Source organism: Micrococcus sp. KRD077, from assembly GCF_017168505.1.
In the GTDB taxonomy this organism is placed as follows: domain Bacteria; phylum Actinomycetota; class Actinomycetes; order Actinomycetales; family Micrococcaceae; genus Micrococcus; species Micrococcus luteus.
Window position 1 is genome coordinate 174149 of record NZ_JABFAZ010000009.1, and the last position, 15860, is coordinate 190008.

Sequence of the window (15860 nt, forward strand, 5' to 3'; positions counted from 1 at the left end):
CGCCCGTGCCGGCCGCGATCCCGCGCCCCGAGTACGTCGGCAAGGCCACCCCGGACGAGGGCAAGGCCTCGGACGTCTACGACGCCGCCGGCGTCGAGCGGATCCGCGCCGCCGGCCGCCTGGCCGCGCAGGCCATGGAGCACACCGCCGCCCACATCCGCCCGGGCGTCACCACGGACGAGCTGGACCGGATCGCGCACGCCTTCCTCGTGGAGCGCGGCGCCTACCCGTCCTGCCTGGGCTACCGCGGCTTCCCGCGGTCCATCTGCACCTCGATCAACGAGGTCATCTGCCACGGCATCCCGGACGGCACCGTCCTGGAGGACGGGGACATCGTCAACCTGGACATCACCGCGTACCTGGACGGCGTCCACGGAGACCACAACCGCACCTACCTGGTCGGCGACGTGGACGAGGAGTCCCGTCTGCTCGTCGAGCGCACCGAGGAGGCCCTGCGCCGCGGCATCCGCGCCGTGAAGCCCGGCCGTCAGGTCAACGTGATCGGCCGCGCCATCGAGTCCTACGCCAAGCGCTTCGGCTACGGCGTGGTGCGCGACTTCATCGGCCACGGCGTGGGCGTGGACTTCCACTCCGGCCTCGTGATCCCCCACTACGACGCGGCCCCGGCCCACGACCGCCTGCTCGTGCCCGGCATGGTGTTCACCATCGAGCCGATGCTCACCCTCGGCACGATCGAGTGGGACCAGTGGGACGACGGCTGGACCGTGGTGACCCGCGACCGCCGTCGCACCGCGCAGTTCGAGCACACGATCGTGGTCACGGACGACGGCGCGGAGATTCTCACACTGCCGTGACCCGGCACTAAGCTGGGGGCCGTGACGACGCACACCAGCACCGCCCAGCGCTCCTCCAAGTACCCCACGACGATCGGCATCGACGTCGGGGGGACCGGCATGAAGGGCGGCCTGGTCCGCCTCGGGTCGGGGCCGAAGGCGGGCACCCTGCGCGGGGAACGCTTCCGCATCCCCACGCCGCAGCCGGCCATGCCCGAGCCCGTGGCGGCGACCCTGGCGGCCATCACCGCCGAGCTCGACGGGCGCGAGAAGGCGCCGAAGCCCTCCGCCCCGCTGGGCGTGTGCTTCCCCTCGATCGTCAAGGACGGGGTGTGCCTGTCCGCGAACAACATCGACCACTCGTGGATCGGCACGGACCTGCGCGGCACGTTCGAGGAGCACCTGCGCCGCCCCGTGACCGTGGTCAACGACGCCGACGCGGCCGGCCTCGCGGAGGCCCGCTACGGGGCCGGGCGGGGCGTGCGCGGCCTGGTGCACGTGATCACCCTCGGCACCGGCATCGGCGGCGCGATGATCCACGACGGCATGCTCGTCCCGAACTTCGAGGTCGGCTCCCTGGAGCTCGACGGCGTGATGGCCGAGTCACGGGCCTCTGCGAAGGCCCGGGAGCGCGATCAGCTCAGCTGGGCCGAGTACGCCGAGCGACTGCAGCGCTTCTTCTCCCACGTGGAGCGGATCTTCTCGCCCGACCTGTTCATCGTCGGCGGCGGCATCTCCAAGCGGCCGGACGACTACCTGCCGCTGCTGCGCCTGCGCACCCCGATCGTCCCGGCCCAGCTGCAGAACAACGCGGGCATCGTGGGCGCCGCCCTGGCCGCGCACGGCTCGCTCGCCGACGGCAACTGAGGGCGCAGACACCGAGGGCGGTTCCGGCTTCCCCTCCGGAACCGCCCTCGGCAGTCTTGCCGGGCCGACCGAGGTCGACCCGGGGAACACTGTAGCGCCTGGAGGCCGTGCGCACCACTGCACCGTCGATCCCGGCGGCGCCGTCGCATCGGCCCGGGTCAGCGGGTGAACAGCCGCGGCTGCACGGCGGGACGGCCGCGGTCGTCCCCGTCACCGGCCCGGAGCTCCGCGATGGCCTCCTCGAAGTCGTCGAGGGACTCGAAGTCCCGGTAGACGGAGGCGAAGCGCAGGAAGGCCACCTGGTCGAGACGGCGCAGCGGATCGAGGATGGCCAGGCCGACGTCGTGGGCGTCCACCTCGGCGTTGCCCGTGGCACGGACCGTCTCCTCGACCTCCTGGGCGAGCATGGCCAGGTCGTCGCTCGTCACCGGCCGCCCCTGGCACGCCTTCCGGACGCCGTTGATCACCTTGGAGCGGTCGAACGGCTCCGCCACCCCGGAGCGCTTGACGACGGTCAGGGCGGTGGTCTCCATGGTGGTGAACCGCTTCCCGCAGGCCTGACACTGCCGACGCCGACGGATGGCGGAGCCGTCGTCGAGGGAGCGTGAGTCGACCACGCGCGAGTCCTCATGGCGGCAGAACGGGCAGTGCATCAGCTCTCTCCTCCTGGGCGGGGCACTCCCATGCTACGTCCGCTCAGCCGAGGCAGGCCGGACCCAGCAGGATCTTGAGGTCACCGAACAGCGCCGGGTTCGGGCTCACCCGGAACTGCGGGCCCAGCTGGAACTCCTGCGTGGCACGCTGGCCCACCAGGGACAGCCGCACCTCCGAGGAGCCCTCATGGGTGCGCAGCACGTCCGCCAGCTGGCCCATGACCTGCTCCGTGGCCTTGAACGCCGGCAGCGTGATCCGCACGGGGCCGCCGGGGCCGTCCGAGAGCTCCGGGATGGTCAGCTCCATCGCCGACAGGGACACCGACCCGTCGTCGCGGCGCTGGACCCTGCCCTTGACGGCGACGACGAGGTCCTCGGCCAGCATCATCGCGATGGGCGCGTACACCTGGCCGAAGAACATGACGTCCATCGAGCCCCCGAGGTCCTCGATCTCGCAGCGCGCGTACGCGTTGCCCGAGGACTTGGCGATGCGGCGCTCGAGCGTGGTGACCAGGCCCGCGATGGTGACGATCGCGCCGTCCGCGGGCCCGTCGTCGTCGAGGACGCGGCTGATCTGGACGTCGGCGTGCTGGGCCAGGACGCCGTCGAGGCCCTGCAGCGGATGGTCGGACACGTACAGGCCCAGCATCTCGCGCTCGAACGCGAGCTTCTCCTTCTTGGACCACTCCGGCAGGTCCGGGACGGCGACGCCGTCCGCGGCGTCGGAGTCGTCCTCGTCGCCGCCGCCGAGCGCGAACAGGTCGAAGGTGAACTCGCCGTGGTCCTCCTTGCGCTTCTGCGCCACGGTGGCGTCCACGGCCTCCTCGTGCACGGCCAGCAGGGCGCGGCGGGCGTAGCCGAGGGAGTCGAAGGCGCCGGCCTTGATCATGGACTCGATGGTGCGCTTGTTGCACACCACGAGCGGCACCTTCGCCAGGAAGTCGCCGAAGCCCGTGTACGAACCCCCGTCCTCGCGCCCCTGGACCATGCCCTTGACCACGTTGGGGCCCACGTTGCGGACGGCGCCCATGCCGAAGCGGATGTCCCGGCCGACGGGGGTGAAGGTCAGGTGGGACTCGTTCACGTCCGGGGGCAGCACCGTGATGCCCATGTGGCGGCACTCGTTGAGGTACATGGCCAGCTTGTCCTTGTCGTCGCCCACCGAGGTGAGCAGCGCCGCCATGTACTCCGCCGGGTAGTGCGCCTTGAGGTAGGCCGTCCAGTAGGAGACCAGGCCGTAGGCGGCCGAGTGCGCCTTGTTGAACGCGTAGTCCGAGAAGGGCAGCAGGATGTCCCACAGGGCCTTCACCGCGGCCTCCGAGTAGCCGCGGTCCAGCATGCCCTGGTGGAACGCCTCGTACTGCTTGTCCAGCTCCGACTTCTTCTTCTTGCCCATCGCGCGGCGCAGGATGTCGGCCTGGCCGAGCGAGTAGCCCGCCACCTTCTGGGCGATCGCCATGACCTGCTCCTGATACACGATCAGGCCGTAGGTGGTGTCCAGGATCTCCCGCAGCGGCTCCTCCAGCTCGGGGTGGATCGGGGTGATCTCCTGCTGCCCGTTCTTGCGCAGCGCGTAGTTGGTGTGGGAGTTCGCGCCCATGGGGCCGGGGCGGTACAGGGCGATGGTCGCCGAGATGTCCTCGAAGTTGTCCGGGCGCATCATCTTCAGCAGCGAACGCATGGGCCCGCCGTCGAGCTGGAACACGCCGAGGGTGTCGCCGCGGGCCAGCAGCTCGTAGGCCGCCGGGTCGTCCACGTCGAGGGTCTCCAGGTCCAGGTCCACGCCCTGGTTCGCCTTCACGTTCTCGAGCGCGTCCGAGATGATCGTGAGGTTGCGCAGCCCCAGGAAGTCCATCTTGATCAGGCCCAGGGACTCCGCCATCGGGTAGTCGAACTGCGTGATGACCTGGCCGTCCTGCAGGCGGCGCATGATCGGGATGACGTCGATCACCGGCACCGAGGACATGATCACGCCGGCCGCGTGCACGCCCCACTGCCGCTTCAGGCCCTCGAGGCCCTTGGCGGTCTCGAAGACCTCCTTCGCCACCGGGTCCGTGGCGATCAGCTCGCGGAAGGGCGCGGCCTCCCCGTAGCGCGGGGCCGCGGGGTCCTCGATGTCCTTGAGCGGGATGTCCTTGGCCATCACCGCCGGCGGCAGCGCCTTGGTGAGGGACTCGCCCATCGAGAAGGGCTGGTCCATCACGCGGGCCGAGTCCTTCAGGGCCTGCTTGGTCTTGATGGTGCCGTACGTGACGATCATGGTGACGCGCTCGTCGCCGTACTTGCGGGTGACGTAGTCGATCACCTCGGAGCGACGGCGGTCGTCGAAGTCGACGTCGAAGTCGGGCATGGACACGCGGTCCGGGTTGAGGAACCGCTCGAAGATCAGCCCGTGCTTGAGCGGGTCCAGGTCCGTGATGCGCAGCGCGTACGCCACCATCGATCCGGCGCCCGAGCCGCGGCCCGGGCCCACCCGGATGCCGTTCTCCTTGGCCCAGTTGATGAAGTCGGCCACGACGAGGAAGTACCCGGGGAAGCCCATCGAGATGATGACGTCCAGCTCGTAGTCCGCCTGCTTGCGCACGTGGTCCGGCACGCCGTCCGGGTAGCGGTAGGCCAGACCGGAGGCGACCTCCTTGATGAGCCAGCTGGTCTCGTCCTCGCCCTCCGGCGTGGGGAAGACCGGCATGTAGTTGGCCTTCGTGTCGAACTCGACCTCGCACCGCTCGGCGATGAGCAGCGTGTTGTCGCAGGCCTCGGGCAGCTCCGCGAAGAGCTCGCGCATCTGCCGCGGGGACTTCAGGTAGTACTCGGTGCCGGAGAACGCGAAGCGGGAGCCGCCCTGGTCGTAGCTGGGCTCGTTGAGCTTCGAGCCCGACTGCAGGGCCAGCAGCGCCTCGTGCGCCTTGGCGTCGTGCTCGTGGGTGTAGTGCAGGTCGTTCGTGGCCACGAACGGCAGGCCCAGGTCCTTGGCGAGCCGGCGCAGGTCCGTCATCACCCGGCGCTCGATGTCGAGGCCGTGGTGCATGATCTCGCAGTAGTAGTTGTCCTTGCCGAAGATGTCCCGGAAGTCCGAGGCCGCCTGCATCGCCTCCCGGTACTGGCCCAGGCGCAGGCGCGTCTGCACCTCGCCGGAGGGGCAGCCCGTGGTGGCGATCAGGCCCTTCGAGTACTGGCTCAGCAGCTCCCGGTCCAGCCGCGGCCACTTGGCGTACACCGAGTCCAGCGAGGCGATCGAGCCCATCCGGAACAGGTTGTGCATCCCCTCGGTGGTCTCGCTCAGCAGCGTCATGTGCGTGTACGCACCGCCGCCGGACACGTCGTCCCCCCGCTGGTGGGGCTCGCCCCAGCGGGTCTTCTCCTTGTCCGTGCGGTGCTGCTGCCCGGGGGCCACGTAGGCCTCGAGCCCGATGATCGGCTTGACGCCCGCCGCCTTCGCCTTGGACCAGAAGTCGTAGGCGCCGAAGAGGTAGCCGTGGTCCGTGATGGCCAGCGAGTCCATGCCCAGCCGCTGGGCCTCGGCGAACAGGTCGTCCAGCTTCGCGGCGCCGTCGAGCATGGAGTACTCGGTGTGCGTGTGCAGGTGGACGAAGCCGCCGTCCTTCACGGCGTCGGGGCGGGCGTCGGCGGACACGGTCATGCGGGGTGGGCCTTTCGACGGGGAGGACGGCGGGGCCGCACCCACCAGCCTACTCGTGGTGCCCGGGCGGCGGGGCCGGACCGGGACGGGGGTCACATCGACGGTGCCGGCTCAGTCCTCGTCGCCGCGCAGCGCCGCCAGGGCGTGGGCGAGGTCGTCCGGATACGGGGAGGTGATCGTCACCGGCTCCCCCGTGACCGGGTGCGGGAACGCCAGGCGGTGGGCGTGCAGCCACTGGCGGGTCAGCCCGAGCTCGGCCGCCAGGCGCGGATCCGCCCCGTACGTGAGGTCGCCGACGCACGGGTGGCGCAGCGCCGAGGTGTGCACGCGGATCTGGTGGGTGCGCCCGGTCTCCAGGTGGACCTCGAGCAGGGTGGCCCGGCCGAACACCTCGAGCGTCTCGTAGTGGGTCACGGACGGCCGGCCGTCCTCGAGCACCGCGAACTTCCAGTGGTGGCCGGGATGCCGCCCGATGGGCGCGTCCACGGTGCCGCTCAGCGGGTCCGGGATGCCCTGGACCACGGCGTGGTAGACCTTCTCCGGCACGCGCTCGCGGAACTGGTCCTTCATGGCCGTGTAGGCGCGCTCGGTCTTGGCCACGACCATGACCCCGGTGGTGCCGACGTCGAGCCGGTGCACGATCCCCTGGCGCTCAGGGGCGCCCGAGGTGGTGATGTCGTAGCCGAGGGCGGCCAGGGCGCCCACCACGGTGGGCCCGACCCAGCCCGGCGAGGGGTGCGCGGCCACGCCGGTGGGCTTGTCCACGGCCACCAGGTCCTCGTCCTCGTACAGGATGCTCAGCGCGTCCACGCGCTCTGCCCTCACTTCCAGGGGGTCGGGGTCGTCGGGGACGTCGACGGCGAGGGTCTCCCCCGCCACGGCCTTCGCGGACTTGGCCAGGACGCGGTCCCGGCGGCCGGAGCGCGACTCGGCCCGCACCAGGCCCCGGGAGAACCAGTCCGCCAGCAGCGAGCGGGAGACGCCGAACGCGTCGGCGAGCACCGCGTCGACCCTCCGGCCCGCCTCGGCCTCGGTGACCTCGAGCCGCTCGGTCAGTCCCGGTCTCATGCCCATGTCCTCACGCCTCCCGTGTGCCGTCCAGGCGGCGGCCGGTCATCACGAGCAGGGCGACGCCGATGACGGAGCAGACGATGAACGAGTCCGCCACGTTGAAGATCGCGAAGTGCGGCACGGAGATCATGTCGACCACGTGGCCGCGCCCGAACGCCGGGGGCCGGAACAGCCGGTCCGTGAGGTTGCCGAGCACGCCGCCGGCGAGCCCGCCCAGCGCCAGGGCCCACGGCGTCGAGCGCACGCGGGCGATCCCGACGAGGGCGGCGACCGCCACCACGGCTTGGATGATGGTGAACACCCAGGTGTGGTCCTCGCCGATGGAGAAGGCCGCGCCCGGGTTCAGGATGTAGTGCCAGCGCAGCACCCCGGGGATCACCGCGACGGAGTCCCCCAGCTGCATCGTGCTCTCGACCGCGTACTTGGTCAGCTGGTCGAGGGCGTAGGCCAGCACCGCCACGATGAGGGCGGTGAGCACGGCTCGCCGGCCCGCGCGAGGGGATCGCGGGGCCGGCGCGGCGTCGACGGCTCGGCTCACGCCGTGGGCGTGGGGGGCTCGACGCGCTTCTGGGCGCGGATCTCGCGCAGCTGGCCCTCGATGTAGGAGGTGAGGCGGCTGCGGTAGTCGGTCTCGAAGCTGCGCAGCTGTTCGACCTCGCCCTCCAGGCCGGCCTTCTCCTCGGCCAGGGCCTCGAGGGTGCGGGCTTTCTGTTCCTCGGCGTCGCTGACGAGCCGGGCCGCGGTGGCCTCGGCCTCGGCGACGAGCTCGGTGCTGCGCTGCTCGCCCGCGGCGACGTGCTCGTCATGCAGCCGCTGGGCCATGGCCAGGACGCCGGCGGCGGAGGTCGCGGCCGCGTCGGCAGCGGCCGGGGCCGCCTCCTCGACGGAGGCCGGCGTCGCGGCGGCCTCCGGGGTGTCCGCAGCGGGGCCGGCGGCCGGGGCGGCGCCGCCGGCGCGCAGCTCCGCGTTCTCGGACTCGAGCTGCTCGTTGAGGGCGATCAGGCGCTTGAACTCCGCCACGATCTCGTCGAGGAAGTCATCCACCTCGGTCTGGTCGTAGCCCTCGCGGAACTTCGTGGGCTGGAACTGCTTGTTGACCACGTCTTCCCAGGACAGCGCCATGGAACCGTCTCGCTCTCTGCTCGGTGCTCGGGGACGGCCGGGCGGCCCGGCGCGTCGACGGCCGGCGCGCCGGTGAGGGGCGGCGCCGATCCTGCCGCGAAGACTACCACCGGGGCCGACAGCCGCCCCGGGCCGCGGGTCAGGCCACGCCGGCCAGGCTCAGCACCAGGACCCGCAGCAGGACGACGCCGAGGAACACGATGAGGAAGGCCACGTCCAGGCCGATGCCGCCCAGGTTCACCGGCGGCACGGCACGACGCACGGGGCGCAGCAACGGGTCGGTGGCCCCGTACACGCCGCTGGCCAGCACGAGGGCCGCCCCGGTGGGGCGCCAGTGGCGGGCGAACGACTGCGTGACGTCCAGGACGATCCGCACGGTCAGCGCCGCGAGCACCACCGTCAGGGCGAGGTAGGCGAGGGCGAGGAGCAGCTGCATGGGCGCCTCAGTCGCCGTCGAACGGGGAGTCGGCCTCGCCGGACTCGCCCTGCTCGGCACCGACGACGTCCACGGTGGCCGGGGTCAGCAGGAACACCTTGCTGGTGATGCGGGAGATCGAGCCGTGCAGGCCGAAGACGAGGCCGGCCGCGAAGTCCACGAGGCGCTTGGCCTCGTTCTCACCGAGGTCGGTCACGTTCATGATCACGGGCACGCCGGAGCGGAAGGACTCGCCGATCGCCTTCGCGTCGTTGTAGGAGCGGGGGTGGACGGTGGACAGGGTGTGCACGGAGGCTCCTTCGGCAGACGACGCTGCGGCTCGCTTGATGGGGGTCACCGGGGCCCGGTAGCCCGGGTCGACCGGCTCGGGACGCGCCGGACGCCGGGGTTCGACGGGATCGGCCGCGGTGGAGCCGGACGGGGTCACGGGCTCTGGCCGCTCGGCCGGCTCGGGTTCGCGGACCGCAGCCGGGCGGACGGCCTCCATGTGGGGGTCGGTGTCCGGCTCCGCGGGGCGGCGCGCCTCGACGACCTCGTGTCGGGGCGCGGCCTCCCGCTCGGCCGCACGCGGCTGCTCGTCGTACTCGTCGCCGTCGGCCAGGCCGAGGTAGATCATCGTCTTCTTCAGGGCACCAGCCATGAGTCTTCCTTCACCACGTCCTCCGGCCCCGGGGGCCGCCGTCGTTCGTCGTCGGTGCGCGTTCGTCCGCACGGTCCTGTCGCGTCCCGCCGGGACGCGCGGGGTCAACGTTAGCCCACCGCGTCCCGGGCCCCCAGAACGTCGGAGCCGATGCGCACCTGTGTCGCCCCGGCGCGCACGGCCGCCTCGAGGTCCGCGCTCATCCCCATGGACAGTGCGGTGGCCTCCGGATGCGTCTGCCGCAGGCGCGCGCCGAGTGCGGCAAGGCGGCGGAACGCGTGCTCCGGGTCCAGGCCGCGCGGTGCCACGCACATCAGCCCGCCCAGCCGCAGGCCCGGCAGGCCTGCGATGACGTCCGCGAGGGCGGGGACGTCCTCGGGACGGGCGCCGCCGCGCGGGCCGATCCCCTCGGGACGGTCCTCGTCGGCGCGGTCGTCGACGTCCACCTGCACGAGGCACTCCAGGTCGGGGATCGCGGCCTCGGGCTCGCGCTCGCGCCGCAGCAGGAGCGCCCGCGAGAGCGCCTCGGCCAGTTCGGGTCGGTCCACCGACTCCACCACGGACGCGTAGCGCACCACGTACTTGGCCTTGTTGGTCTGCAGCTGGCCCACGAAGTGCCAGCGCGGGGCGTCCGCCCCCAGGGCCGCGGCGACGGCCTCGGCCTTGGGCCGGGCCTCCTGGTCGCGGTTCTCCCCCACGTCGGTCACGCCGAGCGCGGCGAGGCGCACGACGTCGGCGGCGGGGTGGGTCTTGGTCACGACGACGAGCGCGGGCTCCGCCTCGCGCCCGGCGTCCCGCGCGGCGTCGGCGATGCGGGCGCGCACCGCGGCGAGCGCGTCGGCGATCTCCCGGGCGCGGGGGTCCGTGGGGGTCGGCCCGGCGGTGGCGGGGGCGGTCATGCCTCTCCTCTCGGGGTGGTGGCGTCGGGGTCGGTGCGCCAGACGAGGCCGGCGAACCGGCCCTCACCGGGCGCCCGGCGGTGCGAGAACAGGCGTTCGTCCTCGCGCGTGCACGCGTCGATCGTCGCGGTGGTCACCCCGCGGGCGCGGAGGACCTGTGCGGCGCCGGCGGGCAGGTCGAGGGCGGGGGTGCCCCAGGACGTGGTGGCCGCGGTCGCCGGGAGGCGGGCGGCGGCCTCGGCGCGCAGGGCGGCGGGCACCTCGTAGCAGCGGCCGCACACGCCGGGGCCGATCCAGGCGCGCAGGCCGGGACCGGTCCGGTCGGTCTCCGGGCGCAAGGAGAGCAGCCGATCGACGGTCGCCTCCAGGACGCCGTCCAGCAGCCCGCGCCGCCCGGCGTGGGCCACGGCGGTCGCGCCGGTCGTCTCGTCGACGACGACCACGGGGAGGCAGTCGGCCACCATGACGGCCAGCGGACGGGACCCGTCACGGCTCACGGCGGCGTCGGCCACGGGGGCCGGGGCACCGCCGCGCCCGGGTCCGTCCGCCCACACGACGTCGGCCGAGTGCACCTGGTCCAGATAGAGCGTGGCGTCCTCGGGGACCCCCATCACGCGCTCCAGGGCGCGACGGGCGGCGCTGACACGCGCGAGTCGCTCGGCCTCGTCCGGCGGGACCACGTGCAGCGCGAGGTTGCCGGCGGCCACGGACGTCCAGGCCACGTGCACGGCGCCCGTCGCGGTGCGGACGGTCTCGCGGTGCACGAAGGGGCCAGCGGGGACCCGTGCGGTCCCGGCCGGCCCCTCCGCGGCCGTCACTTGAGGAAGTCCGGGACGTCCAGGTCCGAGGACCCGGCGCCGAGGTCCGGCTCCACCACGGTGGGCAGGTCCTGCTGGCGGCGCGGCTGCTGCTCCTGCGGGGCCAGCGGCACGGTGCCGCGCACGGCGGGGCGCTCGGCCTGCTGCGGCTGGGCCGGGGCGGCGGGCTGCGGCTGGGCGGCGGGCTGCGGCTGCGCGGGGGCCGCGGCCCGCTGCGGGGCCGCCTGCTGCTGCACGGCCTGCGGGGCGGCCGGGGCGGAGGTGACGTCCACCTTGTCGAAGCCCGCGGCGATCACGGTCACGCGCACCTCGTCGCCGAGGGCGTCGTCGATGACCGCGCCGAAGATGATGTTGGCCTCCGGGTGGGCGACCTCCTGGACCAGTCGCGCGGCCTCGTTGATCTCGAAGAGGCCGAGGTCGGAGCCGCCCTGGATGGAGAGCAGCACACCGTACGCGCCGTCGATGGAGGCCTCGAGCAGCGGCGAGGCGATCGCCAGCTCGGCCGCCTTGACGGCGCGGTCCTCGCCCTGCGCGTGGCCGATGCCCATGAGCGCGGAGCCCGCGCCCTGCATCACGGACTTCACGTCCGCGAAGTCGAGGTTGATCAGGCCCGGGGTGGTGATCAGGTCGGTGATGCCCTGGACGCCGGAGAGGAGCACCTGGTCCGCCTGACGGAAGGCGTCCATGACCGAGACGTTGCGGTCCGAGATGGACAGCAGGCGGTCGTTCGGGATCACGATGAGGGTGTCGACCTCGTCCCGCAGGGCGTCGATGCCCGCCTCGGCGGAGCCGGCGCGACGGCGGCCCTCGAACGTGAACGGACGGGTCACGACGCCGATGGTCAGGGCGCCGAGCGAGCGCGCGATGCGGGCCACGACGGGCGCTCCGCCGGTGCCGGTGCCGCCGCCCTCGCCCGCGGTCACGAACACCATGTCCGCGCCCCGCAGGACCTCCTCGATCTCCTCCGCGTGGTCCTCGGCGGCCTGGCGGCCGACCTCGGGGTTCGCACCCGCGCCGAGTCCACGGGTGAGCTCGCGGCCCACGTCCAGCTTCACGTCCGCGTCCGACATCAGCAGCGCCTGGGCGTCCGTGTTGATGGCGATGAACTCCACGCCGCGGAGCCCCACCTCGATCATGCGGTTCACGGCGTTCACGCCGCCGCCGCCGATGCCGACGACCTTGATGACGGCCAGGTAGTTCTGGGGTGCAGCCACGGTGTTGGTTCCCTTTGTTCGAGATCTCGAGAGGTCAGCGCGAGGCACATCGCCCCGGTGATCGGCGGCCACCCGGGGTGGACACCTTCAAGCACAGCGTGAAGCGAGCCTCGCGCGCGTTCGGATCCACCGTACTGGGAGGCCCGCGTCACGCGCAAAAGAAAACGGCGTGTCCACGCGGAAAAGACGCCCTCAACATCAACTTTCACGTGAGACTCGAAGGACGAGCCTCCGCAGTGATGGCACCCCGACTCGCATGAGGCCCCGCGCCCCGACCTTCACCTTCACGTTCTACTGGAGACTCCTGTGGCCCCGGTTCAGCGCGTGATCGGCCGCGTGGGCACGGAGACGTCGATCTCGGCGACGCCGCCCGCCGCGGACCCGTGCCGCTCGTCCGCCAGGAACGCCTCGGCCACGGACCCCTTGAGGCCGGCGTCCTGCGCGTCGCCCCAGACCAGGGTCACCCCACCCTCGAGCGCCAGACGGACCTGGCCCGGGCCCCGGGAGTCGGCCGTCTCGACACGATCCGCCACGGCCTCCGGCAGGGCGGCCAGCACCTCGGCCACCTCGGCGCGCTCCTCCTGCGCCCGCTGCGCCAGCTCCTCCGAGAACGCGGGGAGGTCCTCGCCCTCGAGCCGTTCCTCCGGCACTCCCGTCAGGACGGTGCCGTCTGCGAGCAGCAGCTGCACACCGTCGTCGCCGTCCCGCCGGGCCCGCGTCTCATGCTCCCGGACCACGACCTCCAGGCCGGTGGGCAGGCGGGGAACGGTCTGGACCTCGGCCACTCCGGGCAGACCACCGACCAGCTCGCCCACACAGCCGGCGCCGACGCGGGACAGCGGCACGCCGTACACGGGCTCCAGGCGCTCCTGGACCTCGGCGGCGGAGACATGGCGGGTGCCGGTGACCTCGACGCGGTCCACCGCGAGCACGGGCGAGAAGAACACGACCCAGCCCAGGGCGGTCAGCACCGCGAGGACCGCGGCCGCCACACCCCAGCGCGTGGCGCGGCGCCGGCGCGCGGTGCGGCCCGGGAATCGGACCACGGTGGAGGCGTCGGCCCCGGCTGGTGCGACCGGCGGCGTCCCGCGGCCGAGCCTCACGGGTGGGCGACGCCGGGCGCCGCGTCCCGACCGAGCTCGGCCAGCAGGTCCGCACCCAAGGCGGTGACGTCCCCCGCGCCCATCGTCAGGACGACGTCGCCGGCCGTGGCGCCCGCCGCGAGCGAGCGCACCGCCTCGGCGCGGTCCTCGGCGACGACACGGTCCTCGGCGGCGCCCGTGGTGAGGCGGGAGGCGATGAGGGACGAGTCGACGCCGGGCATCGGCTCCTCCCGAGCCGCGTACACGGGCAGCACGCGCACCGCGTCCGCCCCGGAGAGGGCGGCGGCGAACTCGGCGGCGAAGTCCCGGGTGCGGGAGAACAGGTGGGGCTGGAACAGGACGTGCACGCGGGCGTCGCCGGCCACGGCACGGCCGGCGGAGACCGCGGCGGCCACCTCCGTGGGATGGTGCGCGTAGTCGTCGAAGACCCGCACGCCGCGCGCGGCGCCGCGGAACTCGAAGCGGCGGGCCGTGCCCCGGAAGGCCTCCACGCCCCGCACGGCGGCCTCGAAGGCCATGCCCGCCCGGACGGCGGCCAGGACCACAGCGGCGGCGTTCAGCGCGTTGTGCCGGCCGGGCACCTGCAGATGCAGGGTGCGCTCCGGGCCGCCCGCCATCCGGAACGTGGCGCGCTGGCCCACTCCGGTCTCGCCCGGCTCCACCGCGAGGTCGGTGACCAGCAGGTCCGGCGCCACGCCGTCACGGGGCGCCGAGCCGTAGGTCACGACGTCGGCGGCCGCGTGCTCCCGTGCCCAGGCGGCCAGGTCCGCCGCGCCGGCGTCGTCGAGGCAGGCCACGAGGACCCCGCCCTGGGCGGCGGCCGGCAGCCCGCCCGCGAAGTCCCGGAAGACCTGGTGCACCGCCTCCTCGGTCCCGTAGTGGTCCAGGTGGTCGGCCTCCACGGTCGTGACGATCCCGATCGTGCTCGGGTAGTTCACCAGGGTGCCGTCGGACTCGTCGGCCTCCGCGATGAACCACTCGCCCCGGCCCGCCCGGGCGTTGGTGCCGAGCCCGGCGACGGCGGCGCCGACCGCGAACGTGGGGTCCCAGCCGGCGTCGGAGAAGGCCATGGCGGCCATGGAGGACGTGGTGGTCTTCCCGTGCGTGCCGGCGACGGCCAGCACCCGGTGGCCGCGCATGGCCAGGGCGAGGCCCTCGGAACGGTGCAGCACGCGCAGTCCGCGCGCCACGGCGGCGTCGTGCTCCGGGTTGCCCGGCCCGGCGATCGAGGAGGCGATCACCGTGGTGACGTCCCGGCCGAGATGCGCGGCATCGTAGCCGACCGTGATCCGGGCACCGCCCGCGGCGAGCTCGCGCATCACGGGCAGGTCCTTCGCGTCGGAGCCGGACACCGCGACGCCCTGCTCCTGGAGGATGCGGGCGACCCCCGACACGCCGACGCCGCCGATCCCCAGCAGGTGCACGCGGCCCAGGTCGGCGAAGCGGCCCTCGGCCGCGGGACGGGTGCTCTCGTCTCGGCTCATCGCCGGGCTCCTTCCTGGGCGGCCGAGCGCACGAGGCCGGCCATGGTGACGTCCGCGTCCCGGACGCCGAAGCGGGCGGCCGCCTCCCCCATGCGCGCGAGACGCTCAGGGTCGGTCGCCAGCGGGATCAGCTGACGCTGCACCCACGCGCGCCCGAAGGCGTCGTCGCGGACGAGCAGCGCGCCCTCCGCCTCCACCACGGGGCGGGCGTTGAGCGCCTGCTCGCCGTTGCCGATGGGCAGGGGGACGTAGACGGCGGGCAGGCCGACCGCGGACACCTCGCAGACCGTGCCGGCGCCCGAGCGGGCGACGATCAGGTCGGCGGCGGCGTAGGCCTGCTCCATGCCCGCCAGGTACTCCCGCTGGACGTAGCCGTCCCGGACCAGCAGGCCGCCGTCGTCCTCGGTGAGGGCCTTGTCCCGACCGGTCAGGTGGAACACCTGCAGACCGGCGTCCAGGAGGTCGCCCAGCGCGGCGCGCACGGTGCGGTTCATGGCCAGCGCACCCGAGCTGCCGCCGGTCACCACGACGGTGGTCCGGTCCGGATCGAGGCCGAGGGCCTCACGGGCGGCACGGCGGGCGGCCGCCCGGTCCAGGCCGGAGATCTCGGGGCGCATCGGCATGCCCACCCAGCGGGCGCCGCGGAGGCGGGTGTCCGGCAGGGCGGTGCCGACGTGCGCGGCCCGCAGGGCGCCGATGCGGTTGGCCAGGCCGGGGCGGGCGTTGGCCTCGTGGACCACCACGGGCACACCGGCCCGGAACGCGGCGAGGTACACGGGCGTGGCGACGTAGCCGCCCACGCCCACGACGACGTCGGCGCGCCGGTCCCGCAGGATCCGGGCCGCCGTGGCGACCGCGGCGCGCAAGCGGGCCGGGAAGCGGACGACGTCCATCGACGGGCGGCGCGGCATCGGGACCCGGTCGATCAGGTCGAGCTCGTAGCCCGCCTCGGGGACGAGACGCGTCTCCATGCCGGAGGCGGTGCCGACCATGGTGCACTCGACGGGGCCGCCGCCGTCGTCCTCCAGGGCGCGGGCGATCGCGAGCATCGGGGAGATGTGGCCGGCGGTGCCGCCGCCGGCCAGCACCACCCGCAGGGGCTGTCTCTTATCCACATCT

The 15860-nt window shown here is 73.4% G+C and carries 15 protein-coding genes; 2 read left to right on the forward strand and 13 right to left on the reverse strand.

Features of this window, described 5'->3' with window-relative positions; all coding sequences use genetic code 11:
- Positions 1–815, forward strand: an 815-nt coding sequence (map, locus tag J1M39_RS03225; protein ID WP_206496454.1) for a type I methionyl aminopeptidase, incomplete at its 5' end; no start/stop codon positions are given.
- A gap of 21 nt (positions 816–836) precedes the next feature.
- A complete protein-coding gene (gene ppgK / locus J1M39_RS03230) occupies positions 837–1661 on the forward strand; it encodes a polyphosphate--glucose phosphotransferase (RefSeq protein ID WP_036383052.1) in 825 nt (274 codons plus the stop codon).
- A gap of 158 nt (positions 1662–1819) precedes the next feature.
- On the opposite strand, the gene nrdR is transcribed toward ppgK, so the two are convergent.
- From nrdR to murG, 13 genes are all read right to left on the reverse strand, one after another.
- A complete protein-coding gene (gene nrdR, locus J1M39_RS03235; protein ID WP_002855838.1) occupies positions 1820–2314 on the reverse strand; it encodes a transcriptional regulator NrdR in 495 nt (164 codons plus the stop codon).
- Between the two features lie 43 nt (positions 2315–2357).
- The gene (gene dnaE / locus J1M39_RS03240) at positions 2358–5954 is read right to left on the reverse strand and encodes a DNA polymerase III subunit alpha (protein WP_036383050.1); all 3597 of its coding nucleotides are present in this window, start codon (positions 5952–5954) and stop codon (positions 2358–2360) included.
- Positions 5955–6065: 111 nt separating this feature from the next.
- Entirely contained in the window at positions 6066–7028 is a 963-nt protein-coding gene (locus J1M39_RS03245) for an RluA family pseudouridine synthase (RefSeq protein ID WP_078025836.1), read from the reverse strand.
- A 4-nt stretch (positions 7029–7032) separates the two neighbouring features.
- The gene (gene lspA, locus J1M39_RS03250; RefSeq protein ID WP_036314214.1) at positions 7033–7503 is read right to left on the reverse strand and encodes a signal peptidase II; all 471 of its coding nucleotides are present in this window, start codon (positions 7501–7503) and stop codon (positions 7033–7035) included.
- A gap of 56 nt (positions 7504–7559) precedes the next feature.
- Positions 7560–8147, reverse strand: coding sequence for a DivIVA domain-containing protein (locus tag J1M39_RS03255; protein ID WP_036383048.1), 588 nt, complete (start codon positions 8145–8147; stop codon positions 7560–7562).
- A gap of 139 nt (positions 8148–8286) precedes the next feature.
- Positions 8287–8583, reverse strand: coding sequence for a YggT family protein (locus J1M39_RS03260; protein WP_049146938.1), 297 nt, complete (start codon positions 8581–8583; stop codon positions 8287–8289).
- A gap of 7 nt (positions 8584–8590) precedes the next feature.
- A complete protein-coding gene (locus J1M39_RS03265) occupies positions 8591–9223 on the reverse strand; it encodes a cell division protein SepF (protein ID WP_135039959.1) in 633 nt (210 codons plus the stop codon).
- A 110-nt stretch (positions 9224–9333) separates the two neighbouring features.
- The gene (locus J1M39_RS03270; RefSeq protein WP_206496455.1) at positions 9334–10122 is read right to left on the reverse strand and encodes a YggS family pyridoxal phosphate-dependent enzyme; all 789 of its coding nucleotides are present in this window, start codon (positions 10120–10122) and stop codon (positions 9334–9336) included.
- Complete coding sequence (locus tag J1M39_RS03275) at positions 10119–10940, reverse strand: polyphenol oxidase family protein (protein ID WP_135039957.1); 822 nt, start codon at positions 10938–10940, stop codon at positions 10119–10121. The genes J1M39_RS03270 and J1M39_RS03275 overlap by 4 nt, the downstream gene beginning before the upstream one ends.
- A complete protein-coding gene (ftsZ, locus tag J1M39_RS03280; protein WP_036314171.1) occupies positions 10937–12154 on the reverse strand; it encodes a cell division protein FtsZ in 1218 nt (405 codons plus the stop codon). Before ftsZ ends, J1M39_RS03275 begins: the two co-directional genes overlap by 4 nt.
- 317 nt (positions 12155–12471) lie before the next feature.
- Entirely contained in the window at positions 12472–13200 is a 729-nt protein-coding gene (locus tag J1M39_RS03285; protein WP_051995230.1) for a cell division protein FtsQ/DivIB, read from the reverse strand.
- A gap of 53 nt (positions 13201–13253) precedes the next feature.
- The gene (gene murC / locus J1M39_RS03290; RefSeq protein WP_036314167.1) at positions 13254–14741 is read right to left on the reverse strand and encodes a UDP-N-acetylmuramate--L-alanine ligase; all 1488 of its coding nucleotides are present in this window, start codon (positions 14739–14741) and stop codon (positions 13254–13256) included.
- Complete coding sequence (gene murG, locus J1M39_RS03295) at positions 14738–15856, reverse strand: undecaprenyldiphospho-muramoylpentapeptide beta-N-acetylglucosaminyltransferase (RefSeq protein ID WP_206496464.1); 1119 nt, start codon at positions 15854–15856, stop codon at positions 14738–14740. The genes murC and murG overlap by 4 nt, the downstream gene beginning before the upstream one ends.
- Between the last annotated feature and the right edge of the window lie 4 nt (positions 15857–15860).

Excerpts from the sequence above, each read along its gene's own strand:
- nrdR (WP_002855838.1), bottom strand. The coding sequence starts at position 2,314 with ATGCACTGCCCGTTCTGCCGCCATGAGGACTCGCGCGTGGTCGACTCA.
- dnaE (WP_036383050.1), bottom strand. The coding sequence starts at position 5,954 with ATGACCGTGTCCGCCGACGCCCGCCCCGACGCCGTGAAGGACGGCGGC.
- J1M39_RS03245 (WP_078025836.1), bottom strand. The coding sequence starts at position 7,028 with ATGGGCATGAGACCGGGACTGACCGAGCGGCTCGAGGTCACCGAGGCC.
- J1M39_RS03255 (WP_036383048.1), bottom strand. The coding sequence starts at position 8,147 with ATGGCGCTGTCCTGGGAAGACGTGGTCAACAAGCAGTTCCAGCCCACG.
- J1M39_RS03260 (WP_049146938.1), bottom strand. The coding sequence starts at position 8,583 with ATGCAGCTGCTCCTCGCCCTCGCCTACCTCGCCCTGACGGTGGTGCTC.
- J1M39_RS03265 (WP_135039959.1), bottom strand. The coding sequence starts at position 9,223 with ATGGCTGGTGCCCTGAAGAAGACGATGATCTACCTCGGCCTGGCCGAC.
- J1M39_RS03270 (WP_206496455.1), bottom strand. The coding sequence starts at position 10,122 with ATGACCGCCCCCGCCACCGCCGGGCCGACCCCCACGGACCCCCGCGCC.
- murC (WP_036314167.1), bottom strand. The coding sequence starts at position 14,741 with ATGAGCCGAGACGAGAGCACCCGTCCCGCGGCCGAGGGCCGCTTCGCC.